Source organism: Spartinivicinus ruber (assembly GCF_011009015.1).
Classification (GTDB): domain Bacteria; phylum Pseudomonadota; class Gammaproteobacteria; order Pseudomonadales; family Zooshikellaceae; genus Spartinivicinus; species Spartinivicinus ruber.
This window is the reverse complement of sequence record NZ_CP048878.1, coordinates 2,723,107-2,749,658: the sequence shown is the minus strand read 5'-3', so window position 1 is coordinate 2,749,658 and position 26,552 is coordinate 2,723,107. Positions and strand designations below refer to the sequence as shown.

The following is a 26,552-nucleotide window of genomic DNA, read 5'->3' as shown; positions in this document are numbered from 1 at the left end:
TTAAGCTGGATTTCTTGTACTGCTAATAAAAAGCACATAAGTGGAAACCACTTTCCAGAGGAATAACAACAATGATTCGAAAGCTTTTGTCCATTCCAACCAAGCAGCACTTTACCTTGGGGATTGTTACTTTAACCCTTTCAATTACGGCCTTTTCGACTACCGTATCAGCTAAACAAGCCATCATAGAAGGCGAGCGTAGTGTACCCATTGAAGCAAAAAACGGTATGGTGGTTACCAGCCATACATTAGCCACCAAAGTTGCACAACAAGTGTTGGCAGAAGGGGGGAATGCTATTGATGCAGCCGTTACAGCCGGTTTTGCTTTGGCCGTTACCCAACCTCGGTCGGGTAATATTGGCGGTGGTGGCTTTATGCTAATTTCCAATGATACAAAAAATAAAATAGAAGCCATCGACTATCGCGAAACCGCTCCAGCAGCTGCCAGTGAAAAAATGTTTCAAGACAGTAAAGGTAATGTCGTCACTAACCGTAGCCGCTTTACTCATTTAGCAGCCGGTGTACCTGGCACTGTTTCTGGGTTACTACTTGCCCTTGAGCGTCACGGCACCATTTCACGGGAGCGCGCTTTAGCCCCTGCCATCAAACTGGCGGAAGAAGGGTTTATTGTACCGGCTCGTTTTACTAAAGGTACAACTGAAGCAGCCCCTATGTTAAAAGCTTGGCCAGCCACTAAAAGAGCATTTTATAAAAAGGATGGTTCTCCCTATCAGCCTGGCGAACGATTAATACAAAAAGACTTGGCTGAAACCTTAAAACGTATTGCGAAAGAAGGTCGAAAAGGTTTTTACCAAGGCAAAACCGCAGATTTAATTGTGGCCGAAATGAAGCGCCATAATGGCCTGATTACCCACAAAGACCTTAAAGGTTATGAGCCCAAAATCCGCAAGGCTGTGCACGGCACTTATCGTGGTTATGATATTTACTCCATGCCTAGCCCCAGTTCTGGCGGTACCCATGTAGTACAGATCTTAAACATTTTAGAGGGCTTTCCTATTGGGGAGTATGGTCTTAATTCAGCCAAAACTATTCATTTAATGGCGGAAGCCATGAAGCGTGCTTATGCAGATCGCTCTAAATATTTAGGCGACACAGACTTTGTAAAAGTGCCAGTAGCGGGTTTAATTGACAAAGGCTACTCAAAAACCCTGCGTGAACAAATTAATCCGAAGCAATCCACTCCCAGCAAAACCATTAGCCCTGGTAATCCTTCTGGTTATGAAAGTAATGAGACTACCCACTTCTCTATTGTCGATAAATACGGTAATGCCGTCGCCAACACCTATACCATTAACTTCAGCTATGGCTCAGGGATCGTAGTAGACGGTGCTGGCTTTTTACTTAACAATGAGATGGATGATTTCAGTGCTAAACCAGGGGTACCTAATGCTTATGGTTTAATTGGTGGCGAAGCTAATAAAGTGGAACCAAACAAGCGCATGCTCAGCTCTATGTCACCCACTATTGTGAAAAAAGACGGCAAGAACTTTATGGTCACTGGTAGCCCAGGTGGTTCTAGAATTATTACCACTACCTTGCAAGTGATTATGAATGTGATTGACCATAACCTAAATATTCTGGCAGCGGTCAGTGCTCCACGAATTCACCATCAATGGCTACCCGATGAGATCCGTATTGAACAAGGCATTAGCCCCGATACTATCCGATTATTAGAAAGCATGGGGCATAAAGTTAGCCAACAGTCTGCAATGGGCGCTATCCAAAGTATTATGGTTAAAGATGGTATTTTCTACGGCGCGCCTGACCCACGTCGTAGCACTTCCAGTGCAATGGGGATTTAATTTACAACCCCCCTTATAATTCTATATCTCTTGACTTAACTACTTACCACTAACAGCTGCTAAATAAGTTTAGCAGCTGTTTTTTCAAAAAGCCGCCAATTAAACCTTTTACTTACTACTATTACTCCATAGACTACAAAAGAATATTATAACTAACGAATAATTAGCTATAACCTGCACAACCCACTCTATTAACAAAATCCTTCATTAATATATTGATCATCATCTCACAAGTTTTTCCCCAGCCCTGCCCTAATTCGGTAAGCTAAATAAAATTTTATGGTTGAATATAAATTTATTAGGGAAAATTTGTGATGTATACACCATCAAGTATCACTTCACCCACTAATCAAATTAATAATGCAAACGAGTTAGCAGATGATTTTGCAGGAGTATCACATACCAAACCAGGTAAACCATCCAGCCGAAAAACAAAAGCTAAAGTCATCAGCCGTGTTGCTAGAAGTGTCGCCGAGAATATCAAGCCTTCTCATGACACAGCCGCAGTTGAACAATCTGTTTCAGCCGTTGAAAATTCAGGTGATAACCAACAACAAATTTTACAAACGCTAAATAAAACAAAACTACGCAATTTTTTTTCACAGTTTGTTAAAAATAAAACCAATACGAATAAATCAGACATAAAATCACTGATTAATCATTATGTAGCCAGTCGCTCTGGCCAAGATGAACAGTTAATTCAAGCCCTGGCTAAGGACTTAAACTTTTATGGGGGAAATCCTGGCGAAGACATGGATCCAGCGTTTAAGGCCAGTTTAAAATCCCTATTAATTACCTCATTAGTGGATGATGAAACAGGCCAAACAAATAACCGCTTTGATTTCAATGGGTTTACCTTTAAGCAACTAGCCAAAGAGTCTTCTGCCCTTTCACTGCAACAAGTAAAAACAGCATTTACTGACCAGCTTGGCGCGGGTTATACGACAGAAGCCAAAAATTGGCTAGCAACCACCTTACTGGCCGATAAAGACCCGACCCTCGCTTTAAATTCTCCACCCAATGATATTACTTATGGTGGATTTGCCTGGGCAGAGTTATATGCCGGTATTGTCACGGCCAAATCGCTAGGTATTGATCCCAACCAAATGAGTCCAAAAGAATTAACCGCTTTAGTGAATACCGCAAGTGAAGTGGCTGTCGATAATCAAAATGGTAATTTTCCACCTCAGGCATTAGCTACCTTATTATATGCAGATGCCCAGGGTAAAATTGATTTAGCCATCCTCAATGAGCAAAATGCCGATACATTAATTAATCAGGCTTATGATTTTGTCAAAAGCAAAATCAATGAAGCCAAACAAGTGCAACAAGCGATTGCCGATTTATCATCACCCCCCCCTACACGCTCAGATATTGCCAAACAAGTTCTCCGCGAATATGGGTATAATCCCGAACAAGAATATACTTGCAAACCCATGGAAAGTTAATGTCGAGTAATCACTCAGCAAAACTCTATGAACTCTATATGGATCGTGAGTCTTTTCGAGGGGCGGTGTTAACGAACTTCGGGGTTAATTTCTATAAATTACCAGATGTCGATGATAAATTTAATCAGGCTTATGCTGACTATCAGCAAAAAGTAACCCAAGCGTATAAATCCTTATTAGATGCCCAATTAAGTGCCCTTGACCCAGAAGCAAAACAAATCTGGGAAAATGGTAGTCATAAATTGCTCAAACCCGTTGTAGCCATTAAACCAGGTACAGGCACTCGCTGGGAGTCAAGTGGTTTTGGTGGGTATTCGGGTGCCAGCTCTGGTAGACGTGTGTCCTATACGACAGATCAATGGGAAAACTGGGATCGTGGGACAGCCAAAACCGGTATTATTATTGAAGCTAGCCTAAATGGACAAAAACGTTTTTATACTGCAACCTGGGGTAATGAAGTTAACTTTAAAGCTTTACCTGCCAACGTAGACCAATATACAGAACTGGAAAGCTGGGTATTAGCTAATCGAGATAAATTATTTACAGGCAAAGATTTAGAACAAGCCCAACGTGCCGTACATACGTCAAGCACTTCCAGTCGTGTATTAGCGATTAATGTTCAACGCGCTATTAACCGAACTGAAGCGTCAACCAAAGAAGCCATTGCCGCAATGGCTGGTGAATATACCAATGAATTCAAGGATGCGTCATACCAACAAACGGCTCGCCAGCAAAGTATGGAAATGCTACTTGATATGCTGGTACCTTTTTATGGATTTGCGCAGGCAATCAAAAAAGGCAATGTAGGTGAAGCGATAATTAGTGGCTTTGCTGATTTTCTATCACTCATTCCTGTCGCGGGCGCAGCGGGTAAGTTAGGCGGTACTGCCCTAAAAACAGGCTTTAAAGTTGCTAATATTGCCGCCCGCCAAGCGCTTAAAGCAGGACTTAAGACAGGTACTAAAGCTGCATTTCAAGCGGCTATAAAAGCCTCTCTGCAAACAAGTGCCAAATTAGCGCCTAACCTGGCTAAAAACAGTGGACGATTATTACTCGAAACAATAGACTTTTTTAATCCGCTCGGAGGCATCGATCAATTAGGCAAACGGTTATTTAAATTTTCCGATAATGCCGTTAAACAGATAGCCAATAAATTACGCGCCACCAATGTGTCATTGGCCAATAAACTCGACTCTTTAACCGAGTTAAGTCAACCTTTTAGTAAATCAGGCGGCACTTGGTCTGTCATTGATCCAAGTAAAATCACCACCAATAGTAATGGTCTTCGTGTTTATACCCATTCAGCCGGTGAGCAATTTGAGCTGTTAAACTGGAATGGCCTTGATAATGTGCCATTTAAAACCGTTAATCAACAGGATGGCAGCCAAGCCTTGGTTGCCGTTAATCCTAATACTGGGAAAGGCTATGGACCCACTTGGAAAAAGGGCCCTGCGCTTTCCACAGCCCGAAATGCAGAAACCTTTAATCATCCAAAGGTAACCCGAGAACAGGTAGGTAATGGTTTTGTTATTTATAGCAATAAAGGGGCAGATGGTAACCCTAGCCATGCTAAACGGTTAGTCATTACAGCTCATGGTGCCTATGTGCCACGACCTGAGTTAGGCCAAAGTCGTGCTGGTGGTTTTATTGATGTACCGGAAGATACCCAATTAAAATTTTATGGTCCCCATAAAAAAGCCTTAGAAGACCCAGGTATTAAGATGGTTACAGATAAAGAGCTGCAAGTATATGAAACCTTGCAAAACGGGGATAAAGTCAGAAATTACCGACTATGGAATTATGAACCTGATACTGAAAACAATATTAAATTTGGCCTGGGTTATGAAGGGTTTGATACCAATAATCAATTAAAGCCTGCTAGTGAGCGCTATGATGTATTAACCATACGCCCTGATACCTTAAAAGGTAAAACGACCGGCTATACATTAAATGAATTATTAAAAACATTGAAAGAAAATGGTTATGACTACGATGAAATTCATTGTGTATTTTGTCGTTGGCGGCCAGGTGGTGGTTCCTATAGTACCCCTAAAGTCAATGGTGAAGCAGCTGCAACCACAGGCAAAACTAAAGGCCTGGAATGGCTACTGGGGAAAAGTGCTACTGGCATTTCTGCTAACCGTCTTGCTGAGCAGTTTGCGGATAATACTGAACAATTTGCGCAAACTCATTTAATTAACAACATGAAAATTATGGATCCGGGTTTACGAGGCACTTATAAACTGACAAACCCAGCCAACCCATTAGAAGGTAGAATTGTTCCTTTCCGCTTTACCAGTGATGGCAACAAGCCTGTTAAACTACAAGCAGTACCTGAAGAATTGGCAACCCCACAAGATATTCGCGCTTATCACTTGCCGTACAACGGTGACCAAAGTAAAGGGGTTCCTTTTGTTGATATTCCCAAAACTGATCCGGCAGCCGACCAGCTATTTACCGGAGGCTTAAATGGTTGCTCTATCATTGTCGCTGATCATCCAACTAATTCTACTTTACTAAGGGTTTACCATGATGCTCATCCAACTAAAAATGTCGCGGCAAAGCCGTACCACAATAGCCACATTTATGGGCGTGTGGACTACGATGATTATCAGCGGACAGCCACTCAAGGAGAGCTAGCCATTAATGCCGCTGCTTTTATGAAATTCGATCACGCTGAAAATAAGTGGGAGTTATTTTATCAACCTCAAGTATTAAAAACAGGACCAGCAGGTTTCGAACCAGAGCAGTTTTCAGATAGCTTACAGAAGGTGTATATTAATACTTAAAAATCAGCCGTTTCATATCTCTATTGATTCTCTAGCTCTATTGCTTTTCTTTGACGTAGGCCCACTTATTGCCTCAGAAAAGCACCTTGCCAGAGCCCCCATGTAAAGAAAGGTAAATATTTTTGCTCATTAGTAATTTTTTCGAGCACAATAAGCATGTTAAATGGACTTAACTACTCTCAAATTTTACTAATATAAACATAAAAAGCTTATTTTTAGTCACTAACGCTTCAAATACAACAAACAACCAATACCACACAATCAAAGGAGTTATCACAGTCATCGTTCTATAAAGCTGCTTAGCCCACAAAATAATATTTTTTGTGATTCGGTATTTAGAGAAGGCTTTCACCACCAAAGTCGTCACCTTAAACTACTACAGAAAGAAATAAAGTTACTACAGCAAACATCTTCTGACTTACAAAGAGCGCGCGTTGAGTCAGCATTTACGTTATGGGTTAAACAACATCCCAGAGAAGCACGCACTAGAGGACACCTCATTAGTCAACTCCAATATGAACTAAGAGAATATAAAATACATTCAGCTCAATCGTTTATTAAAGAAAGAAGAAACGGTAATTTTAAACCAGAACAACAACCCACAGCACACCAAATAAAGTCAAAGAAAACTACATCCAACATAGCATCAGAAGCCTTTGGTTACCTCAATGCCTTTACAACAGACAAGCTTGGTATAAGCTTAATTGGTCATCAGCGTACTGATGAAGAAGTAAAACAGCAAGGATTTAAACGAAGAAAAAATCATGACAAACTTGTTCAAAAAATCAAAAATAAATACAAAGTTAATCACTCACTTTCTTAATGTATTTGGTGTATAACTGAAGCCTGCTAGTCTGGCCATCTACCAAACGAGTAATATTTATCTTTTATTGTTGCTATTTGACTTGAGTTTCTTAGTTTTTCAACCGTATTCCATATTTCTTCAGAAAATTCAGGATATTTTGAGTAAAACTGGTGTGATATGATCAAAAAATAAGGCTTAGTCTTTAAAGGTGGAGATAGTTGTTTAATATTATTATACTTTCTGACATACACTTGTCCAACATTTTCATGAACAGCTAAAGCAGATAGTCGATTATTTAACAACATAATAAAACCCGACTCTGGATTATCAACTTCTGTCGTTTTTACACCTAAGTTATTTAAATCAGCAACTATCGAAAATCCCCGCTGAGCCCCTACCGATAAATTACTTTTATTTTCTAGAATATTACCATCCCACTTTACTAATAAATCCTTGACAGCATAAAGAAAATAGCTTGATGTATTGAATCTTCTGCTAACATCTAATTGGCCTGCTTTCTTAGGGTAACGACCGCTTTTCTCTCTTTCTGGTTTATAACTTGCTGTTGTTACAGCATTAATACGCCCTTCCTGCAAACTAATCAAACAACGCTTCCAGGGCATTCTAACAATGTTAATATTAACATTTAAGTCCCTTGCTATTGCTTGAAGAAATTCAATAAAATAACCAGGATGCTTCCCTGTATAGTTACTTGCCGCCTCTCGATAAATTGGAAAACTACCTGAATCTTCTATAGCGACAATGACAGCTTTAGGTGTTCCTGCAAAAGTATGAGATATGTGAGTAAGTAAAATAATGCTTATTCCGATCATTAATAAACGCATAACTACCTCTCAACTTAGCTGTAGTTACCAGAATAGACAAAACTGGAACATATGAACATATTATGAGCATGCGGAGTCAATAAGTTGATATTTTCGCGAATGATTTCTAGGCTTATGGGACCTCTGACTTCGTCACTTGATCACCATACCTAAAAGCCAACCGTATGGAGTATAAACTATTTTCAGCGACTATTGGTTTGGCTAAACCATTTCTTAAGTTTTTCCTTTGCTTTTTCTACATGCTCATCTTTTATATGAACAGCAACTGTCGCTAGAGCTGCAGCCAAAACGCTCAAATCGTCAGTAAAACCAAATGCAGGTATTACATCAGGAATAGTATCCAAGGGTGAGATAAAATACCCCAAAGCACCAACAATTATAGCTCTTGCCCAAGCTGGAGTGTCTGAATCAATTAAAGCATAATACATTTTTAAGGCTGGCTCCAATACAGATTCACCAGCCCTTTTAGCATACTTTTTAACTTTAATCCAAAATTTATCTTCAGAATATTTACTCTCGTATTTTTTAGGTAAACGCTTAATTTCATACATTATTATCCCCTATAGAATGACGTTTTCTTTGATCACAACATGGGAAGTAAACGTTTCTTTATGTTGCTCACCCGCTTTCGATTTTGACCAAAATCACTATGCCCTACCCGTGAAGCAGAGCGTATATGTATTAGGCCGTTTGACTTATCTAACCGAACTTCCAGGTCATCGACAAAGCCAAAAGCTTTCGAGGTGAAGGTTGCAGCAATATAATGTTCTTGTCTGCTAACAATAGTACCATCAGAACTTTCAATAGCCGACGTGATCACCACCATGGTATCATTAAATAGCAGTTTTGGTAGTGTTAACGGTTCAATATAATGAGCTGAATCTTCTTTAAATTCGCTGTTCACACAGTTGGGCTTATCTGGACATTTAGCCAACACACCATTAAGAAGACCAATAGGCTCGCCAGTTCTGGACTGATATCCCAAATAGACAAAGTAAAAGACAATAACACCAACCAAAATAATTAATGTTATAAGAATCCCTAAAAACACTTTTTTTAACATTTACTGCTCATTTTTATTTTTACACACTACTACATTCAAAAAAGTCTGTTTTTTTGTTAGAGGCGATAGTATTAATTTCATATTTTGCATCCTCCAATATTGAATCTCCTCCATATACTACTCCCCATTTACCTGTTTCTCCTGTAATGGTTTGTGCTTGTTTAACTAATAATGCATTAGCTGAAGTAGTATTGGTTACTTTTTGCTGGACTTGAGCTGAACTAGTCAACAACAACTCATTTTGCTGATCAAGCTTGGCTAATTTTTCTTTAGTTTCAGTACTTGTCATCTGTTGTCTTAATTCAGTAAGGGTGACACCCAGTTTTTTGTTTTGTTCTCGAAAATCAGTAATGATTGCCTGGGCTTCAATTAGTACTTCATCAGATTGGGTTAGTTTGGCTTTCCATTTCATACCAGCAAAGCTACCCTCTTCAAACCCAGCTTCGACCAAAATGCTGTTTACTTTTTGCGGCCAGCCAATTAACAATATGGCGATCAGTAACAAAGCAGCATCTCGCAACATGGCAATTAAATCCTTTCCTGTTGCCACTGCATCAGCAAGCCCAGCGTTATTGTTAGTTTCAGTTTGCATCCTTTTTACCTTGCTTTTTGTGCTATCCCCTTATCCTCGTAAATAAACTTATCTATAACAACGCAGATAGCAATGTTGCAATCCCCAAAAATGACATAAATCCAGCAATATCGGTAATTGTGGTTAAAATAATGGAAGACGATTGGGCTGGGTCCTGACCCAGTTTGGTTAATACAATCGGCACAACAGCCCCTGCCATGCCTGCCATTACCATGGAAATCACCATCGCAATGGCGATAACCAGTGACAGGCCAAAACTTGCACTCCAAATATAAACACCAATTGCCGTGGTTAAAGCAATAGCAATACCATTAACCACGCCAATATTAATTTCTTTAAATAACACTCTTAACCAGTTTCTGACGGTAATTTCTTTTAAGGCTAAGCCTCGAATAGTGACGGCTTGGGCTTGGGCTCCTGCATTACCCGACTGACCTGCCACCACTGGAAGCAATACCGCCAGAGCCGTGAACCTGGCAATCGTATCTTCAAACAAGGCAACCACTGATGCAGCCACAAAGGCAGTGACCAAATTAATTTCCATCCAAGGCAGGCGTTTTTTAATGGCAAAAAATGCCTTGGATAAGGCCCGCTCTTCCCTACTCACCCCCACCATGGCTTGAATATCGGTTAACGAGTTATCCTGTAAAGTTCGCAGCAACGAAGGGTGTTGTATAGCCCCTAGCAATTTCCCATTAATATCTATGACTGGTAATGTATCCAAGTTAAACTGCGTCAGTTTATCAGCAACCTCATCAAGGGAATCAAAAGGCGATATTAAGGTTCTGGGGGGTAAAGCCAACTGTTGCAATTTTTCATCCCCTTCACATAAAGCCAAAGCTGTAATATCGACTATTCCCTGCAGCTGTTGATCAGCATCCACCATAAACACTTTCCTGATTGGTTTATGTTTTTTTTGGCGTAATAAACGCAAGGCATCATCTGCAGTATTGTCCGGCAGTAACCGAATGACTCTTGGGTCTAACATTTGTCCTGCGGTACGCTCCGGATATTCCAACAATTTTTGCAAATCATTGGCATAATCTTCAGGTAAATTATCCAAACAACGTTTTTTATCTTCTTTGGATAACCGATTTAAAGTTTGTGCACAATCAGGGGTATCCATAGCCAGCAATAAATTTTTTTGAGCTCGGTTCTCCAATAAAGGCAACAGTTGGTCAGCTATATGAGGAGGAAAAAAATTCCAAAGACGAATCAGTGTGGTAGTAGGTTGCTCAGCTAATAATGAAGCCATTTCCTCAAGTGGATAAGCTTCTAAGACATTTGCAGCCTCTTTAGGATACTCAAGTAGAAACTGTTGACTTAATCGATTAATAGCTATGCTATCGTCATTACTGACTCCTGAAAGGCTAGCGCTTGTCATTTTGTTCTCCTCTCGAATTTAAGTCCCATGCATCACGCAACGTTTGCCAAACACCAATGATACTATCTGAAAGTATTTGCCCTAGACTGTCGCCTAGTTGAGGAACTTCCATCGCTTTTTCAGGGAGATTTTTTAATTGTTTAATGGCTTGATTTAAGGCACCATAATTTAAGATACCAATAAACTCATCGTGCCGATTAACCACAGGCATCACAATTGAATGAGTCCAGTCAGAATGTTTTTGAGCCTGGCTCAACTGTAACCTGGAGCGTAAAGCATCTGGCTGAGCTTCCATTAATTCACTCAGCTTTTTACCTTCATCAACACTCCCCATCACATCAGTTGCAGTAATAACCCCCACCAGTTTTTGCCGACGATCAAGAATAAATAACCGGTGCTGGATTGTGCCTTGAAACGATTTTAGCTGCTGGTAAGCTTCGGCTACGGTAATATTATTTCTTAAGGTTAACACTTGCGGGTTAATCCAGGCCCCCACGACATTAGCCGGATAAGCTAACAATACTTGAATGGCTTGGGCTTTTAACTTGGGCATTTGATGTAAAATCGCTTTGGTTTTCGTTTGCGAAATCCCCTTTAATAACGTCGCCGCATGAGTTGCTGAAAGTGGTGTCAATAGTTGTGCAGAAGAGGAATGATCCAACTGATCCAAACAAGCAATACCTTTAGCACTGGTCAATTGCATTAACGCAGCAGCTCCTGCAGTATCAGGCGCTAGTTTTAATAACTGTGCAACGGCCACTTCTGGTAATGTTTCTAAAATCCTTGCTGCTGACTCAGGGGCTTTTTCCAGATAGGTTAATGCCAGCTTTTGCTTGCTACTCTCCATTAGCAGCCCCCTCATTCTCATCTTTACTACTGTACGCTTCTTTAATGCGTTTTAAGCAAGGCTCTTCAGTAAAAAATTTAGCGGGAATATGCAACTCGCCTTGGTCATTTTCAATGACTACCGCATGAGGGGTAATGCCAATAATTCGGCCACTATATTCACCTATCTGGATAGTTTCCCCTTCCTGATAATGCCGTTGCACATAACGAGCACTTATAAAATTACTGACATGTCGTGGTGTTGCTAAACCAAAACCCAAGGCAAAAGCCCCTAAAATAGCAGCCAAAGCTACAGTGGCCATATTCACGACAAAAGATACATCAATTCCCACCTGGCCGGTGCCGATTAAAATAGCACTACCGGCTAAAAACACTTGAGCAATTCGGCCTAATAACTCACTGTGGCGAAGGTTGGCAGCAATAGCGGCACTGGTGGCTAAGTCTTTGGCCATTTCCCCGAAAATAAAACCACCCAGTATGATCACAATGCCAGCAACAAGGGTGGGCAAATACGCTAAAAAGGCATCAATCCATTTGGTAAAAATTTCTATACCTAAGACATTGGTCGCCAAACCAATAAAGACAATAATAGTGACCCAATACACCAGAAGCGGTACAAAGCGACTGCTAGCAGGTTGTAACTGTTGAATATAACCAGCTCCCTGTTTTGAAAATCGATGTAATAGCCGATTGGTGCTATCAATTAAACGACTGCTTAAGTCTTTTAAAAAACGAGCAACAAACCAACCAAATAATAGTAATAAGAGTGCCGCAACAAATCGGGTAACTGACTGGCTAATCTGAGTGAGAAACTCCGGTGTAATCAAGTTAGAAAACCAAGGGGATGAGTCCATTCGTAATCCTTATAAAAGTTTCCAATCTATTGCAGCACTATCGTAAAAGGCATTTTTATTACTAATTAAGACTAACTTCTAGACGAGTCAGAGTCAGTCCCAGTGCTTGTAGCCCCTTCTTCATCTGACTGGGAGGTTTCCACTTTTTCCGACTGTTGCACAGATGTTGAATGGGTTTGTGCTTTAGTTGTCGTGTGAGTATCAGCAGGCTTTTCTAATTCAGCAACCACTTCATCTGGCTGTTCTGATTGCAAGACCAGCTGTGACAAACTAACCTGGGCTATACGCTCAAAGTCGTATTTGCTGATAGTAAAAGTCTGCTCAAAGCCAGTCCGCTTAACAAAGTATTTATCGTCAACTGAGGTTAATTGATAAGCTAGTTTTCCTTTATCATTGACAACCTCAATTGCTACTGGATTAATGTCAGCATTATCAGCTCCAAATAAATAATCTGCCATCCCTTGCACTTGTAAGTTAGCCAACGCTTTTGCTAGCTGCTTAGCTTTTTCCATATTCAATTTAGTCGCATTGGCTTCACTGGATAATGACTGTTTATTGTCATGTAAAGTCCAACTATCACCTGTTTTTTCCAAAAAGTAATCAGCACCTTTAATCGACTTGATATTATCTACATCGCCTACAGCTAATAATGATTTATCCAGCCAGTCGTCACCTTTTACAGGTAACTCATAACTGTTTAACTTAGCCGTATAAACCGCATCATCCTCTGGGTTACGAATATGCACCTTGCGGAAGCCCGGTGAGGTACCAACCAGTAATTCCCCAATCAGCTTATCACCTTGAAAAAGCTGCACCTGTCGTTGAAATTTATCCTCAGCCACTTCAAAGCGTTCGTGGCTGGAGGTGGTCGTCGCTACCGGCCAACCTGTTTGAATGGCTTCCAGCTTAACTAATACATCCGTTAATTGATCATCATTAACAGGTAAGTTAGCTAAATCCGGTAATACCCAGTGATCACCAGACTGACTGATAGTCACGCTGTCATCACTATCACTGATCACAAGCTTCGTCACATCCGCCAGCTTAAAACCAAGCAACGGTTGTTGTATGTTTTGTTGCTGCTGGTGTTCACTGCTCCAAAACAGTCCTGCAGCCAACACCAGTTGGATAGCCAACAGGCCAGTTAACCAGGTTTTTAATTTTGCCATTTTAACCTCCCCTTAATTGGCCAATAAAGCTAAATAGCGATGATCCCGGGCACGTTTTCGTTGCCGCTGAACAATGGCAATAACCCCCAAGGCAAGAATTGCCAAACCATAATTGAGATATTCCCAAAATAGCCGCACATTACGTTCCATGGGTGGCAAGGTACGATTAAAATGCCCCCGGGCCCGAATGCTGAGCAATCCTGCATCCTCTAATGACCAGTCCACGGTATTCGCCAACAGTTGTAAGTTATTAAGGTATTCACTACCTGTTGAAGAACCTGCCATACGAATTACCTGATCACGCAAAAAGTCATTAGAGCTAAATAAAATAATCCGAGCGGACTCCGGTGACCGAGAAATGACACTGGATATTGTTGTCTGTTTTGACACAGCGGCTGTATTATCACTGGTGTTTTCCGCCTCTTCACCAGTCTCTTCTGCTTTATCCTCTTTAATTAGTAAGGGAGAGTCTTTATCAGCAAAATAAGAATTAAAGCGACCAGCACTGATAACCCCCAATAATTGAGAGCCCTGCTTTCCTTCAGGTGTAAATGCACTTAAACCGTTCCGAGTAATTTTCGGCATAATATCCATAGACGAAGAAAGCCAAGCACCCTTAGAACTGCGCAATAATTCAGTCACTTTTCGGCCAACTTGTTTTTTCTGGTCAACTATAACGGGTGAAGCCCACACAACTGTCGTTTGTGGTAAATCAGCGGTAATTGCATTGTCCTGATTTAACCCCCTATCTCTTACATCAATAAAATAAGGGTAATCTAGCATACGCATTTCCTGGAACTGATAACCACCAACATTACGCGTCACTGGTATAGGGAAAGCAGCATTTTGTGGATCCATCACAATTTTATCTTCAATCAATAAACCGTGATGGGCAAGCCAATCCTGTAATCCACTGTTTTGTTTTTGCAAACTCAAACTACGGTTACTAAGGCTAGCACTATAAGGTGATGTAGCCGCTATGATGGTTCCCCCTTGCATTAGGAATTGGTCGATAGCAAACAGTTGTTTTTCGTTCAAGTCTTTAGGCGACATAAGTAGTAGAATATCCGCCTCCCCAGACACTCGACCATCACTGAGGTCTTCCTGCTTAATATTTAACTCATCACCTAAAAACTTCTCTAGCTGGCTAAATTTAGCACCACCACCCATGCTATAAGGGGAATAACCTGGTGTTTGTGGTGCCACTAAAGCCACTGTTTTGGTAAAGCCACTGGCAAAACGTTTTAACCCTGCTTCCAGATTCCGTTTAAAATTCCCCTCGCTCATACCTCCCAGCGGAATTTGTACTGTTTGCTCTTCCTGATTAGCCAGGGTCAAATAAAAATAAAAGCGATCATTACTCAGTAAGCTGGTCGTCATCGGTTTAAAACCAAAATCCTGAGCAATTTGCTGACCGACTTTACCTCCATCGGCATCTGGATCAATAAAGTTTATGGCCAAACGACCATTGGCATCAGCTTTTAGTTTATCTAGTACTTTAGTAATAGTCTTTTTAAAGCCTACCAGTTTTTCAGGTAAGGTAGACTCATTGGAAATATAGCCATTAAATACCAACTCACCTTTCACCGTGTCAAACAGATTCCCTCCTGCCTGATAGCTGTTTAATACCTTTTTAATGGCACGGGTCAAATCATGTTCCGGGTTACGAAGTTGCACATCAATATCGGCTTCACTCCGAGCCTTCACCTCAATTAAATCACGGAAACCCAACACTTGATGCTCATCACCATACTGCACTAACACATTAAAGTAAGAGCTAACAATCGATGCCTGATAACGATCCGCCACTTGGAAAGGTACGGGCTGAATGCCATATTTCTGGTTCGCCTCTTCTTCAAGTTCAGGGTTAGTTATTGGATCAACAAATTCCACCCGCACTTTACCTTTACCAGCCACTTCATACTCTTCAATTAAATCCCGCAACTGTGGTACTAAAGGTGCTAATAAAGGATGCGTTTTACTGCTGAAATAACCTCGCACCAGCAACGGCTCTTGTAGTTTATTAAGATAACCTGTGGTTGCTTCAGAAATAGAGTATTGATTACCTTCAGTGGCATCCATGCGAATGCTATTGATTTGCCCTAACCATAAATTAGCCCCAATGGCATTGGCTAACAGTAATCCTGTCACTGCTCGCCAAGTTTGATGATGAGGCGTAGCCTGCTGAGTCGCCCAGCGTTCTTTTTCCAACACGAAGGTATTTAACGCCAAGAAAACTGCAATCATGCTGAAATAATAATATAAATCGCGAAAATCAATCACACCGCGAGTAATGGCATCAAACCTTGAGCCGGTGCCGAGTAAACGTAACCATTCCCCAACTTGATTTCCAAAGAAGTCAGTAATGGTATTAGTACCAATTAAATAAAATAATCCACTAAGGGCAACCGCACTGATTAAGCTGACAATTTGATTATCACTGCGGGCTGAAACAAATAAACCAATACTTAAATAAGCAGCTCCCAATAGAAGTGTGGCTAAATAACCGGCCCAAACGGGTCCCCAGTCCAAATCCCCCATTACTGAAACACTTATAGGTAAAGGAAGAGTAATGGCTAACGCAATAGCTAATAATAATAAACATCCAACAAATTTACCGACGACAAAATGCCATAGTGGTACTGGCTGAGTCAGCACATGCTCCAATGTACCAGTGCGTCGCTCCTCACTCCATAACCGCATAGTCAACGTGCTAGCTAGGAATATTAATAACAACGGCATCCATTCAAACATAGGCCTCACATCGACAATATTACGAGAAAAAAAGGCTTCTCCCCAAAAGAAAATAAATAAAGTAACGGCAGCAAATGTCGCCAAAAACAAATAGGCAATAGGCGAGGCGAAAAACAACGCCACCTCTTTAGTAGCAATCCGACGAATCAGTGATAAGGGTTGTCCGTTAGGCTGCATTTTTAACCTCCTGAGACTGGGCGGTAGCAGACGACTCATTAACTTCTCTAAAAAGCGTTTCTAAATCACGATGCTCTGCTGTGAGAGCATATAATTCCGCTTTGGCTGCTATTATTTGTTTGGCAACAACTGCACTGACCTCTAGCGGATTACGCCCTTCAGCCAATTGCAAGCGATAATGAATAACCGGCGTTTTCACAGTTTCAGAAGGTTGCTGCTCAATGGCTTCGACATTTTTTAAACTGGGCAAGGCACCCAATAATGTTTTTGCTTGTTTACTGCCCATTGACGTCACAAGCCGTAAGTAACTACTTGAATGAAGCGTTTCTAATTTTGCATCAACGGCTAATTGCCCGTGACGAATAATTAATGCCCGGTCACAAATTGCATCTACTTCTTGCATGATATGGGTGGACAAAATCACCGTTGCATTTTTGGCAATTTCCCGGATTAACTGTCGCATGTGATCGGTTTGGGTAGGGTCTAAGCCATTTGTAGGCTCATCAAGAATTAGTAGTTTAGGCTGACCCAAAATAGCTTGTGCCACTCCAACCCGCTGTTTATAACCGCGAGATAAAGTTGCTATTGGGTCAAGTAACTTTCGATCAATGTCCGTCGCTTGAATAGCCCGCTTGATTTCAGCAATTTTATGATTATTAGTTAATCCTTTAATTTCAGCGGCATAATCCAAGTAGTCTGCTACAGTCATTTCGGGATATACCGGTAGATTTTCAGGTAAATAACCTAGACTTTGCTGTACTCGTTTGGGATCAAGCTGCAAATCCACCCCATCGATTTTGATGACTCCCTGATTAGGCTCTAAGTAACCACTTAACATTTTCATAATCGTGGTTTTACCCGCACCATTATGACCTAACAAGCCGACAATCTCACCTTTCCCTATGGTAAAACTGACATTATCAACCGCTTTGAAACTGCCATAACAACGGGTTAACTGGTTAACTTCCAGCATCATTACTCTCCTGTTATGAGTTTATTTTCTGCTTTTTTGTAACAGCTACAAGGGTCCCGCCAAAGAGGTCTTTCGCGACACACTCATTTACGGCGGGGGGCGTGCTTTATAGTTACGTTTATCCGTTAAACAAGCCATTTTTTAACCATTCCTTCACATTATATGAACTGATTCTCCTGTAATAACAATGCAACTGATGGAGTATTTGGCGTTATGATGGGGATTCTTTAAAAAAGTTCAAGATATCTTGAAACAGGCCGGTTAAAACAAGGTTACTTAACTCAATTGCTATAGTGAACTCTTAGCAGAAGGAGAAACTGTTGCTGAAGGGCTTGCAACAGAAGCAGAAACCTCTTTTACCAACTCCGTTGAAACTGCAGAGTCTACTACTAGTAATAGTATCCAGACCACTGCAGAAATCCATGAGCCTCCCTATTAATAATAAAGGGAGGCTTATAGCAACTTATTCAATTCACAGTGATAAAGGTCTACAGTCTTTTGGTGTATGCTCACCTATATAAAATCATTTTCTAGCTTCTTCCAAATGAGTAATCGCATTTTTAATATTCCCATCTTCAAAAAATTGACTAAATACCCAAATGCCATTATTTGCCATATTTTTCGGGGTATCACGATCATAAAACTGAGCATAGCCCGCGGCCTGATCAAGGAGCTGTTTCCCCTCTTTTAAGAAATAAGTATCCTTTGGTTTAGCATGTCGATTAACAGGTATCATTGATAGCCCTCCTGTCAGTAGTTCCTGCACTTGTTTTGTGGCTAAAAAAGCCATAAAGGCTTTTGCATATCTTTTATGTGCCAACACTTTACTTAAGAAAAATATATCCGTTGTTGCGTCCTCATAAATTGGCATATTTTTCGTCATCTCAGGAAATTTTACAAATTTAATATTTTTTTTAATCTTAGAAGGAATTTTTCCAAACAAACTCTCAGCAAAATTACCTATCAGGGTAAATGCTGTTTTCCCCCTATAGATAGTTGGAAAAACCAACTTCCAGTTATGGCTTGTTGCACCAGGCTCATAGAAGTTTTGATTCACCAACTCCGCCCAATGGGTAAATACATTTAATACACTAGGATGAGTATAAGCAATGCAGCCCTTGGTTAGTTCATGGTGAAAACCCAAGCCATTTAAGCGAAGATTTAAATAATCAAACCAGCCAGCAGCAGGCCAATGCTCTTTGGTGCCAATCCCAATACAATATATGTTGTGCTTTTTCAGAGTGTAGCAAATATCTAAAAACTGTTGCCAAGTGTTGGGTAGTGGAAGATTATACTTAGCCAATATGGCTGAGTTATAGTAGAAGCCCCATTGATAATAAGCAAAGGGGATAGCATAAACCTTGGCTTTAAGTGATACAGTGGCTTTGATACCGGCACTAAACACTTGGTCAAGCTTCTGTTGTTGCCAAATATCCGTGATATCCTGAACATAGTTTTTTCTGACTAGGTTAAATAAGCGCTCTCCCGCGCTTCCGAAGAAAATATCTGGCACATTTTTTCCAGGAGCCTTCTTTAGCCAAGGAATAGTGGCTGATTTAAACTCCTCATCATAAAGCGTAATAAGCTCAACTTTCGCTTCTGGGTATTGTTTTTCAAAGCGCTTTATTACTTCTGTTACCCCAGCTCTGGCCTTACCAGATGCAGTGATTAGTCCCACCCCTAACCTGAGTGTTTCGATGGCGAACGAACAACCTGCGAAACTACTAACAACGAATAGGAATACAACCAGAGAAAAGCGCAATAGCGTTGCTACATAACCTTTGCTCATTTTGCAAAATTAGATCTTACAATAATGTCAAGCACAATCACTGCCCCTTAGTTTTAATATAAGCGGAAGGCAACTTTTTGTACCAACTTTCTATTGTAGAAAATGAAAGTTACGCGAAAGACTTTTTTCTTGACTAAAATGACTAAACATCTGCGTAAAATTCGACTGCGTTATTCGAAATGATTTATAGCAGCGCTTTATAGATAAATAATCATTCATTGCACATGTTAACTGATATGATTAGTATCAAGTGAGTTCCTCTTTTTGGTCCTATCTTCATGAATATCGAGCGACGTATTGGCCCACGATACTCTCTTCAACAGTTAAACTGTATTGGGGTATTAAAAAGCCGTAAAGAAACCAGCTACATCAAAATGTTGAATATCTCTCAGGAGGGTATCTTGGTACAAGCATGTAAGAAACTGCTACCAGGTGAAATTTGTATCCTCTGTCTATATACCATTAACTATGAAAATAAGGGAATGAGCATTTATGTTCATGCTGAAGTTTGTCATGTAGAGTTAAACGATAACTATTATTTAATTGGCCTAGAATTCACCCACATTCATGCACAATCTGAAAATTTTATCGCCCACTTTATTGATGATATCAGTGCTTATAAGGATCAGCTGCATCCCTAATCCCATCACCAAAAAAGTTAAAGGCCAAGATCACGAAAATCACAGGAATAACCGGAATCAATAACCAAGGATAAACAGCAACCACATTAACATTCTGCGCTTCACTTAACAGCACCCCCCAACTAGTTATTGGTGGGCGTAATCCCAAGCCTAAAAAGCTAAGCGCGGTTTCTCCCAAAATCATCGTCGGTATGGACAGAGTCGCCGAAGCAATTAAGTGGCTAAAAAACGCAGGTAACAAGTGTCTTCTAACAATTCGCTGAGTTTTGGCACCCATCAACTGGGCAGCCATGGTGTAGTCTTCTTCCCGTAAGGCTAATAGCTTAGAACGCACTGCTCTGGCTAATCCAGTCCAATCCATCAAGGCTAAAATTAAGGTAATACCAAAAAATACCCACAGGGGGCTCCAAGTCACTGGTAAAATAGCCGATAACGCCATCCATAATGGCAACTCAGGAAATGAGCGGATAATCTCAATACTCCGTTGAACCAAATGGTCGATCCAGCCGCCGTAATAACCCGCCAAGCTCCCAATCACGATCCCCATAAACATACTTAAAGTAATGCCCACCAAACCAATGGTCATGGAGATTCTAGCTCCATAAATAACACGGGAGAACATATCCCGACCTAACCGATCCGTGCCAAATAAAAACAGAGTGCCATCTTCTGGTGCACAAAACAAATGAAAATTACCAGTAAAGGCTCCACCCCAAAACTCATATTCATCACCACTACAGAAAAACCGGATAGGTAGCACCTGGCTTTTATCTTCATGGTAGTCTCGTTGCAATAGCTCCATGTTGAGGGTGTTATACCAACGGTACACAAATGGACCAACAAACTCCCCTTCGTGAAAAAAATGAACGGGTTGTGGCGGTGAATAAATGTGATCGGTATTGCGGGTATGTAAATTATAGGGAGCCAAAAATTCGCAGATTAAAATGGAAGCGTACACAAAAATAATAAATATGCCACTGATTACTGCTAATCGATGACGTTTAAACTTCCACCAAATCAAAGCCCACTGTGAAGCTAAATAAAACTTTTCCTGCTCAGCGGCAACTTTGGTTATGGCTTCTGGGTCATAAGGCTCTATAGAAACATAGTGAGGATTAGCCGGGTATTCAGGTTGATGCCTCATTTGGTGGCCCCTCCTGTCAAGCGTATCCGGGGATCTAAAGCAGCTAATGCTAAGTCAGACACTAATACCCCCACCACGGTTAATACCGCCAAAAACATTAAAAATGAACCCGCTAAATACATGTCCTGACTTTGCAATGCTCCTAATAACATTGGCCCGGTAGTGGGTAATGACAGCACTAATGCCACAATTTCAGCGCCGGAAATAATACTGGGCAACATACTGCCAATGTCAGCGATAAAAAAATTCAGCGATACCCTTAAAGGGTATTTAACCAGTAATTTTTTCTCACCCAGCCCTTTCGCACGTCCTGTCACCACATAAGGCTTATTTAATTCATCTAGCAAATTAGCACGTAAACGCCGAATCATCCCCGCAGTACCCGAGGTACCAATAACAATCACAGGGATCCACAAGTGCTCCAAAATAGAGGTGAATTTTTCCCAGGTCCAAGGCTTATTGACATACTGCTCATCCATTAATCCACCTATTGAGGTGCCAAAATACACATTGGCCAGATATAACAATACCAATGCCAATAAGAAATTTGGCGTAGCCAGGCCAATAAACCCTACTAAAGTCAGCCCATAATCCCCCCAGCTATATTGATGGGTAGCAGAATACATCCCAATGGGGAACGCAATTACCCAGGTAAAAATAATAGTTAGGATCGATACCATAATGGTTAAATACATCCGGTCTCCCACCACTTCATTGACCGGTAGGTTGTATTCGAACGAGTAACCTAAATCCCCTTCCAATAAGCCAGTTACCCAAGTCCAATATTGTTCTAGTAGCGATTTATCAAGCCCGTATTCCTGTCTTAAATAGGCAATTTTCTGTTTATCAATTGACTCGCCCTGGCTTTGCAGTTCCGCCATGTAGCTTTCTAAAAAGTCTCCAGGGGGTAACTGGATAATGGTAAATACAATGATACTGATGACTATCAGGGTGGGTATCATCATAAAAATACGGCGAGCAATATAATTAACCATATTTACTCTCCAGACTCATTTTTTAACCAAAAAGTATCCATGCGATAAACCCCAAAATAAGCCCCTGGTTCCCAGCTATACCAACCCTCCTTAGGTACATTCATTAAATTATTGCTCACCACAATTGGTTGCAAAATGCCTGTAACAGTGCCAATGGTATATACCTGATCAGAATAAATAGACAGCATCTGTCGCCAGATATCCATTTTTGCCTGGTTGGTTGGTGCATGCATCCACTCTCGACGTAGTTTAACCAGCTCTAATATTTCGGGCTGTGTCGGTGGATTACCTTGACCCGTTTCATAATATTTTCCCCATTGAGACCATTGATATTGCTCCTGGATACTGGGTGCTAGCTCTTTAGGATTCATCTCAGCAGTAGGCAGTGCATTGTCTAGCCCTTCCCATACCGCCATCAATGCTTCTCCAGAAAAAACCCGATTACGAAATACTTCACGCTGGGAAGGCCGGGTAAGCAACTTAATCCCTATGGCTTGCCAGTGGTCTCGAATTAATTCCAAAATATCGGTTTGCTCGGTAGACTCACCGGGTGACTGCACAATGATTTCCATCGGCCGCCCGTCAGACAGCAGGCGAGTACCTACATTATTACGCTTGGTTAACCCCAGTTCGTCTAATAATTGATTGGCCAATTTGGGGTTATATTGGCACCAGGTTTTAGTATATTTTTCGTCATAAAGTGGGCTAGCCGGTAATATGGTATTCCCTCCTTCGATAGCCAATCCATAATAAACCACTTGATTTATTTCATGACGATTGATTGCCAATGACAATGCCCGTCTAAAATTGACTGATTGCATTAGTTTACGCCAAGCAGGGTCAGTTGCATTTAAATTGGGGTAAAGGGCAACCTGAGAGCCCCGCGCATTTTTCCAGAGAAATACCTTATAATTACCTTTCTTTTCCCCTGCTTTTAAAAAGGTATAGTTATCCAGTCGAATATACCGGCCTTGTAATGTGGCATCACCCGCCCGTGTTTTAGCTGGAATCAAACTACTGGATACAATATTGACCACCACCTGATCGATGTAAGGCAACTGTTGGCCTTTCTCATCTACCCGGTGATAATGTGGGTTACGTTTAAACACAAAGCGCTCAGAAGGCGGCTTAGTTGTATTAACCCAGGGCTGTAATACTGGCAATTTAGGGTTGGTTAACTTATATTGCCTGACTCGAGAATGGTGTAAACCTGCCCAATTCCGCTTACCGTATTTTTCAACTAATAAAGCGAGCGTTTCTGCTTGGGTATAAGACGCATGAAATTGCTTTAAATAATGGGCAGGGGCATAAATAAATAATGGTCTGGCTCCAGCTAATGCAGGTAAAAAGTACGGATTAGGCTCATCCCATTGATAACGTACCGTATGCTCATCAATCAGTGTAAAAGTGGGCGGTTTGCCTTTAACCATCAATTGGGGCGGTGGTCCAAAAGGTGAAAGCTTTTTATTATTAGCAATATCTTCCCAGTAATAACGAAAATCTTCTGCGGTAAACAGTTGGCCATCAGACCACCGGTGGCCTTTACGAATTACCAAGGTAAAACGTCGCCCATCTTCTTCAACAATAATATCTTTCAATATGTCCGGCTTCAGCTCAAAATTACGAGTAAACCCAACTAATCTGGCATAACCAAATACCGTCATCATCCGGATATCTTTGCTTTTGGCCATTAGGGTATAAAGTGTCCCACCAGGTTTACCAATAGCCTGATCAGATGCCATTTTGGTGACTAAAGGTTCTTCGGGTAAATCAGCCATTATTGACTGCGTAACGACTCCTCCCATGACTAGCACAATAAGTAAATAATTAAGATTAATACTCATGGGGACACATCCTGACAAAATGGTCTTCTTCTATCTCAACCAGCTCATTAGGAATATGAGGTGATAAGGTGTAAGGGGCTGGCCAGAATTCCGGTTGTGAGAGTGCCGGCCCTAATTTTTCAAATTGCCGCCGAGCCGTTAAATCGGGTGCTAATACCGCTTCCATCAAGGTTTTGGTATAGGGGTGATTAGGATTGACAAATAGTTTTTCAGTGGGCGCCTGCTCGACAATCTGACCTCGGCACATCACCACAATACGGTCAGCAATATAATCCACCACTGCTAGATTATGGCTGATAAATAAATAGGTTAGCCCCAATTCATGTTGTAAATCTTTTAATAAATTTAAAATTTGTGCCTGAACTGATACATCCAACGCCGAAACTGGCTCATCTAAAATTAAAAAGTCAGGGGCCAATGCCAATGCTCTGGCAATACTGATCCGCTGCCGCTGCCCTCCAGAAAAACTATGGGGATAACGATTTAAAAACGCTGGGTCTAACCCAACCAGTTTCATTAGTTCTTTGGCACAATTACGTCGAGATTCCGGATCACCAATATTATGAATCACTAACGGTTCAGTTAGTACATCCAAAATAGTCATGCGCGGGCTAAGCGCACTGAAAGGGTCTTGAAATACCAGTTGGATTTTGGTGCGAAATGCCCGTAATTCTTCATCAGTTAAATTAAGTAACGAGATAATTTTACCACGGTCATTATAGCGAATATCCCCAGAGCTAGGTGATAATGCCCGCATAACCATTTTACTGAGAGTACTTTTACCGCAGCCACTTTCACCCACCAAACCTAGGCATTCCCCTACCCCAATATTAAACGACACTCTATGTACAGCTTGAATCAACTCTTGCTCTGATTTGCGCTTAAACCACTTACCCTGTTTACGTTGAGTAAAGTTTTTACTGAGCCTGACTACCTCTAAGTGAGGTCCAACTAGTTTTTCTTCTGGTTGCCAATGGGTAAAATTACTCTCAATATTTTCGGTTGTTACCTGAATATCCCGAATTGGAGTTAAGCGTTCTTCTTTGGTCAACCCAAACCGAGGAATGGAGTGAAATAAGGCTTTTAAATAAGGATGCTGAGGGTCACTATAAATAGCTTCTACGGGGCCACGCTCAACCACATGACCGTGATACATCACCACCACTTCATCAGCCATATTGGCCACCACGCCTAAATCATGGGTAATCAGTAAAATCCCCATATTCAGTTCCCGTTGCAATCGCCGCATTAATTTTAAAATTTGCAACTGCACGGTGACATCTAATGCCGTGGTTGGCTCATCGGCAATTAAAATAGCAGGGTGGCAAATTAATGCCATGGCAATCATGGCCCGCTGTCGCAAGCCACCAGAAAGCTCAAAAGGGTAAAGGTGAAAAGCCTGATCCGCATTACGAAACCCCACTAACGACAACATATCTTTAGTGAGTTTAATTCCCTGCTGTTTACTGATGCGTCGATGCAAAAACAACGCTTCACTTACTTGATCGCCAATGGTATGCATATTCGACATGGATACCATGGGTTCCTGGAAAATAATCGAAATCTGACTGCCCCGCATATCCCGCATCATTTGTGAATCTGGTGACAGCTTGGCAATATTGGTGGTGCTGACTAAAATGCCTGGCTCGCGAAAAATGATATCGCCTTTGGCAATGCGTGCATTTTTTGGCAAGATCCCTAAAATCGCCTGAGCAGTCACTGACTTGCCTGACCCAGACTCGCCCACTAATGCCACCGTACTGCCATGGCGTAAGCAAAATGAGACATTCTTAACTGCCGTAAATACCCCACCTGGTAACTGAAATTCAATAGCCAGCTCTCTTACATCAAGTAACGGCAGTTCTTCTAGCTGATGATCTACTGCTTCAGTGTATGCACTTTCCAAACTTTTATTACCTTAATTCTTGTTATTTATTGGATAGTTTATAAGTTATGAATTACATTGTAGTTCACCGCGAAATGATTACCCCTCAGAGGCTAAGCCTAAACTAAAAAATTGGCCGTTACTCCATAGACCTAAGTGGTAGTCTCCTGCAATTTCTTTTTCTTCAGCTTTATCCACTAGTTCATAAAATACATTGCGGTTAATGAGTGCTTCTAACTGATCTCTTACCAAAATATAAGGTTTGGGCTGCTCAGCCACGGAACGGACTTGTAACGGGTGGTCTGTATCTAACACGACTTTATCACCAACATTAGTGGTAAATACCAGTTGTTGCTGATGATTTTCGTCCCTGATAGCAACTGCTACCACAACAAATGGTGCGTCCTCTACGGTAATTTTTAACTTTTCAACCGGCGTTACTAAGTAAAAATCAGTTTGTTCTTTGCGTAATACCGTCGAAAACAGTCGTACTAGTTGTGGACGGTTAATTGGAGTGCCATGAAAAAACCATTGACCATTACTTTTAATGACAATATCAATATCACCACAGAGACTAGGCTGCCATTGGCTAACAGGGGGCAGTGAGGGGTGGTTAATGGCTTGTTCGATACTCGCGGCAATGGCTGCAGGGTTAATATGTGCTTGACTCATAATTAGGCCGGTTGTTGTACCACTCTTGTTGCCTATTTAACCATAAAGCCTGTTTATAAG

The 26,552-nt window shown here is 41.1% G+C and carries 20 protein-coding genes; 4 read left to right on the top strand and 16 right to left on the bottom strand.

Annotation, left to right across the window (positions count from 1 at the left end; translation table 11 throughout):
• Positions 1-71 precede the first annotated feature (71 nt).
• From ggt to G4Y78_RS13135, 3 genes are all read left to right on the top strand, one after another.
• The gene (ggt, locus tag G4Y78_RS13145; RefSeq protein ID WP_163833450.1) at positions 72-1,823 is read left to right on the top strand and encodes a gamma-glutamyltransferase; all 1,752 of its coding nucleotides are present in this window, start codon (positions 72-74) and stop codon (positions 1,821-1,823) included.
• Between the two features lie 314 nt (positions 1,824-2,137).
• The gene (locus G4Y78_RS13140; protein ID WP_163833449.1) at positions 2,138-3,271 is read left to right on the top strand and encodes a hypothetical protein; all 1,134 of its coding nucleotides are present in this window, start codon (positions 2,138-2,140) and stop codon (positions 3,269-3,271) included.
• A complete protein-coding gene (locus G4Y78_RS13135) occupies positions 3,271-6,060 on the top strand; it encodes a putative adhesin (RefSeq protein ID WP_163833448.1) in 2,790 nt (929 codons plus the stop codon). The genes G4Y78_RS13140 and G4Y78_RS13135 overlap by 1 nt, the downstream gene beginning before the upstream one ends.
• 849 nt (positions 6,061-6,909) lie before the next feature.
• Here G4Y78_RS13135 and G4Y78_RS13130 read toward each other — a convergent pair.
• The 11 genes from G4Y78_RS13130 to G4Y78_RS13080 form a co-directional block, all read right to left on the bottom strand.
• On the bottom strand, positions 6,910-7,710 hold the full coding sequence (locus G4Y78_RS13130; protein ID WP_163833447.1) for a substrate-binding periplasmic protein: 801 nt from the start codon (positions 7,708-7,710) through the stop codon (positions 6,910-6,912).
• Between the two features lie 182 nt (positions 7,711-7,892).
• Positions 7,893-8,261, bottom strand: coding sequence for a YkvA family protein (locus G4Y78_RS13125; RefSeq protein ID WP_163833446.1), 369 nt, complete (start codon positions 8,259-8,261; stop codon positions 7,893-7,895).
• A gap of 32 nt (positions 8,262-8,293) precedes the next feature.
• On the bottom strand, positions 8,294-8,773 hold the full coding sequence (locus G4Y78_RS13120) for a DUF1499 domain-containing protein (protein WP_163833445.1): 480 nt from the start codon (positions 8,771-8,773) through the stop codon (positions 8,294-8,296).
• 19 nt (positions 8,774-8,792) lie between these two features.
• Positions 8,793-9,365, bottom strand: coding sequence for a hypothetical protein (locus G4Y78_RS13115; RefSeq protein ID WP_163833444.1), 573 nt, complete (start codon positions 9,363-9,365; stop codon positions 8,793-8,795).
• Between the two features lie 52 nt (positions 9,366-9,417).
• Complete coding sequence (gene mgtE, locus G4Y78_RS13110; RefSeq protein WP_163833443.1) at positions 9,418-10,749, bottom strand: magnesium transporter; 1,332 nt, start codon at positions 10,747-10,749, stop codon at positions 9,418-9,420.
• Positions 10,736-11,596 carry a magnesium transporter MgtE N-terminal domain-containing protein gene (locus G4Y78_RS13105; protein WP_163833442.1) on the bottom strand — a complete coding sequence of 287 codons (861 nt, stop codon included), beginning with the start codon at positions 11,594-11,596 and terminating at the stop codon, positions 10,736-10,738. The genes mgtE and G4Y78_RS13105 overlap by 14 nt, the downstream gene beginning before the upstream one ends.
• Positions 11,586-12,449, bottom strand: a complete 864-nt coding sequence (locus G4Y78_RS13100; RefSeq protein WP_163833441.1) for a mechanosensitive ion channel family protein — start codon at positions 12,447-12,449, stop codon at positions 11,586-11,588. Before G4Y78_RS13100 ends, G4Y78_RS13105 begins: the two co-directional genes overlap by 11 nt.
• Positions 12,450-12,520: 71 nt before the next feature.
• Complete coding sequence (locus tag G4Y78_RS13095) at positions 12,521-13,618, bottom strand: DUF4340 domain-containing protein (RefSeq protein ID WP_163833440.1); 1,098 nt, start codon at positions 13,616-13,618, stop codon at positions 12,521-12,523.
• A gap of 12 nt (positions 13,619-13,630) precedes the next feature.
• Positions 13,631-16,549 (bottom strand): Gldg family protein, encoded by a 2,919-nt coding sequence (locus G4Y78_RS13090; protein ID WP_163833439.1) that lies wholly within the window; start codon positions 16,547-16,549, stop codon positions 13,631-13,633.
• Entirely contained in the window at positions 16,539-17,525 is a 987-nt protein-coding gene (locus G4Y78_RS13085; protein WP_230425730.1) for an ABC transporter ATP-binding protein, read from the bottom strand. The genes G4Y78_RS13090 and G4Y78_RS13085 overlap by 11 nt, the downstream gene beginning before the upstream one ends.
• A 520-nt stretch (positions 17,526-18,045) precedes the next feature.
• Positions 18,046-19,311 carry an ABC transporter substrate-binding protein gene (locus G4Y78_RS13080; protein WP_163833438.1) on the bottom strand — a complete coding sequence of 422 codons (1,266 nt, stop codon included), beginning with the start codon at positions 19,309-19,311 and terminating at the stop codon, positions 18,046-18,048.
• A 278-nt stretch (positions 19,312-19,589) separates the two neighbouring features.
• On the opposite strand from G4Y78_RS13080, the gene G4Y78_RS13075 reads away from it, so the two are divergent.
• A complete protein-coding gene (locus tag G4Y78_RS13075) occupies positions 19,590-19,952 on the top strand; it encodes a PilZ domain-containing protein (protein WP_163833437.1) in 363 nt (120 codons plus the stop codon).
• Here the strand turns inward: G4Y78_RS13075 and G4Y78_RS13070 are convergent.
• The 5 genes from G4Y78_RS13070 to G4Y78_RS13050 all read right to left on the bottom strand — a co-directional run bounded on the left by G4Y78_RS13070 (position 19,921) and on the right by G4Y78_RS13050 (position 26,492).
• The gene (locus G4Y78_RS13070; protein WP_163833436.1) at positions 19,921-21,096 is read right to left on the bottom strand and encodes an ABC transporter permease; all 1,176 of its coding nucleotides are present in this window, start codon (positions 21,094-21,096) and stop codon (positions 19,921-19,923) included. The genes G4Y78_RS13075 and G4Y78_RS13070 overlap by 32 nt on opposite strands.
• Positions 21,093-22,091, bottom strand: a complete 999-nt coding sequence (locus G4Y78_RS13065; RefSeq protein WP_163833435.1) for an ABC transporter permease — start codon at positions 22,089-22,091, stop codon at positions 21,093-21,095. Before G4Y78_RS13065 ends, G4Y78_RS13070 begins: the two co-directional genes overlap by 4 nt.
• A 2-nt stretch (positions 22,092-22,093) precedes the next feature.
• Positions 22,094-23,935: an ABC transporter substrate-binding protein gene (locus G4Y78_RS13060; RefSeq protein WP_163833434.1), complete on the bottom strand. Its 1,842-nt coding sequence runs from the start codon at positions 23,933-23,935 to the stop codon at positions 22,094-22,096.
• Positions 23,925-25,841 (bottom strand): ABC transporter ATP-binding protein, encoded by a 1,917-nt coding sequence (locus G4Y78_RS13055; RefSeq protein WP_230425729.1) that lies wholly within the window; start codon positions 25,839-25,841, stop codon positions 23,925-23,927. The genes G4Y78_RS13060 and G4Y78_RS13055 overlap by 11 nt, the downstream gene beginning before the upstream one ends.
• 78 nt (positions 25,842-25,919) lie before the next feature.
• Positions 25,920-26,492: a DUF1285 domain-containing protein gene (locus G4Y78_RS13050; protein WP_163833433.1), complete on the bottom strand. Its 573-nt coding sequence runs from the start codon at positions 26,490-26,492 to the stop codon at positions 25,920-25,922.
• Positions 26,493-26,552: the final 60 nt, after the last annotated feature.

Coding starts and splice junctions, on each gene's coding strand:
- ggt (WP_163833450.1), top strand. CDS start 72: ATGATTCGAAAGCTTTTGTCCATTCCAACCAAGCAGCACTTTACCTTG.
- G4Y78_RS13140 (WP_163833449.1), top strand. CDS start 2,138: ATGTATACACCATCAAGTATCACTTCACCCACTAATCAAATTAATAAT.
- G4Y78_RS13135 (WP_163833448.1), top strand. CDS start 3,271: ATGTCGAGTAATCACTCAGCAAAACTCTATGAACTCTATATGGATCGT.
- G4Y78_RS13130 (WP_163833447.1), bottom strand. CDS start 7,710: ATGCGTTTATTAATGATCGGAATAAGCATTATTTTACTTACTCACATA.
- G4Y78_RS13125 (WP_163833446.1), bottom strand. CDS start 8,261: ATGTATGAAATTAAGCGTTTACCTAAAAAATACGAGAGTAAATATTCT.
- G4Y78_RS13120 (WP_163833445.1), bottom strand. CDS start 8,773: ATGTTAAAAAAAGTGTTTTTAGGGATTCTTATAACATTAATTATTTTG.
- G4Y78_RS13115 (WP_163833444.1), bottom strand. CDS start 9,365: ATGCAAACTGAAACTAACAATAACGCTGGGCTTGCTGATGCAGTGGCA.
- mgtE (WP_163833443.1), bottom strand. CDS start 10,749: ATGACAAGCGCTAGCCTTTCAGGAGTCAGTAATGACGATAGCATAGCT.
- G4Y78_RS13105 (WP_163833442.1), bottom strand. CDS start 11,596: ATGGAGAGTAGCAAGCAAAAGCTGGCATTAACCTATCTGGAAAAAGCC.
- G4Y78_RS13100 (WP_163833441.1), bottom strand. CDS start 12,449: ATGGACTCATCCCCTTGGTTTTCTAACTTGATTACACCGGAGTTTCTC.
- G4Y78_RS13095 (WP_163833440.1), bottom strand. CDS start 13,618: ATGGCAAAATTAAAAACCTGGTTAACTGGCCTGTTGGCTATCCAACTG.
- G4Y78_RS13090 (WP_163833439.1), bottom strand. CDS start 16,549: ATGCAGCCTAACGGACAACCCTTATCACTGATTCGTCGGATTGCTACT.
- G4Y78_RS13085 (WP_230425730.1), bottom strand. CDS start 17,525: ATGATGCTGGAAGTTAACCAGTTAACCCGTTGTTATGGCAGTTTCAAA.
- G4Y78_RS13080 (WP_163833438.1), bottom strand. CDS start 19,311: ATGAGCAAAGGTTATGTAGCAACGCTATTGCGCTTTTCTCTGGTTGTA.
- G4Y78_RS13075 (WP_163833437.1), top strand. CDS start 19,590: ATGAATATCGAGCGACGTATTGGCCCACGATACTCTCTTCAACAGTTA.
- G4Y78_RS13070 (WP_163833436.1), bottom strand. CDS start 21,096: ATGAGGCATCAACCTGAATACCCGGCTAATCCTCACTATGTTTCTATA.
- G4Y78_RS13065 (WP_163833435.1), bottom strand. CDS start 22,091: ATGGTTAATTATATTGCTCGCCGTATTTTTATGATGATACCCACCCTG.
- G4Y78_RS13060 (WP_163833434.1), bottom strand. CDS start 23,935: ATGAGTATTAATCTTAATTATTTACTTATTGTGCTAGTCATGGGAGGA.
- G4Y78_RS13050 (WP_163833433.1), bottom strand. CDS start 26,492: ATGAGTCAAGCACATATTAACCCTGCAGCCATTGCCGCGAGTATCGAA.